Origin of the sequence: Arthrobacter sp. KBS0703 (assembly GCF_002008315.2) — a bacterium.
Classification (GTDB): Bacteria; Actinomycetota; Actinomycetes; order Actinomycetales; family Micrococcaceae; genus Arthrobacter.
The window spans coordinates 1-1,062 of the sequence record NZ_MVDG02000037.1 but is presented as its reverse complement, the minus strand read 5'-3'; the positions used below and the strand labels follow the sequence as shown (position 1 = coordinate 1,062).

The 1,062-nt window shown below is 66.2% G+C and carries 1 protein-coding gene; it reads left to right on the top strand.

Annotated elements, in window-relative coordinates:
• Positions 1-994 (top strand): molybdopterin-dependent oxidoreductase (locus B1A87_RS22715; protein ID WP_144275970.1); only part of this gene is annotated, 994 nt, incomplete at its 5' end.
• Between the last annotated feature and the right edge of the window lie 68 nt (positions 995-1,062).

The window sequence follows — 1,062 nt, the reverse complement described above, 5'->3', positions numbered from 1 at the left end:
CGCTGTCTCTTATACACATCTAGATGTGTATAAGAGACAGGCACTGCGGCTGCCCAAGCCGCTGCTGCCGGCGGCAGCGATTCCGCCCGGCGCCGAGATCGGCCTGGCCGGGATGCAACCGCTCGTGACGCCGAGCCCCGAGTTTTACCGCATCGACACCGCGCTGTCAGTCCCGGTCATCGATCCGCGCGAATGGAGGCTCAAGGTCACCGGCCTGGTGGACCGTGAGATCGAACTTGATTTCGACGCGCTGCTGGCCAAACCGCTGAGGGAGCGCCATGTGACCATCGCCTGCGTGTCCAACGAGGTGGGTGGCGACCTGATCGGCAATGCGCTCTGGCTTGGCTGGCCCGTCCGCGAGCTGCTGGCGATGGCAGGTCCGAAGCCGGGCGCGGACATGGTGCTCGCCAGGAGCACGGACGGCTGGACCGCCGGCACTCCGCTGGAGGTCCTCACGGACGGCCGGGATGCGCTGCTCGCCGTGGGCATGAACGGCGAGCCGCTTCCGCTGGAACACGGGTTTCCGGTCCGCATGATCGTCCCCGGCCTCTACGGATACGTGTCAGCCACGAAATGGCTTACGGAACTCAAAGTCACCACGTTCGCCGACGACGTCGCCTACTGGACACCGCGCGGATGGTCCGCGCGCGGACCCATCAAGATCTCTTCGCGCATCGATGTTCCCCGTGACGGCCGGTCCGCGCCTCCGGGCCGCGTGGTGTTCGGCGGCGTGGCGTGGGCGCAGCACACCGGAATCGGGAAGGTGGAGCTGCGGGTCGATCGGGGCAGCTGGCAGCAGGCCGACCTTGCTCCCGGCATCTCTGTGGACACCTGGTACCAGTGGCAGCTCGGCGTCGATCTGCAGCCGGGACAGCACGAGGTCCAGGTGCGCGCCACCGACCTTCACGGTGCCGCGCAGACCGAGGAGCACCGGTCCGTCGCCCCGGACGGCGCCACGGGCTTCCACACCATTAGAGTTGACGTAAACCCGTAGCCGCCGCATCGAAGGCAGGACCATGCACAGCCTGTCTCTTATACACATCTAGATGTGTATAAGAGACA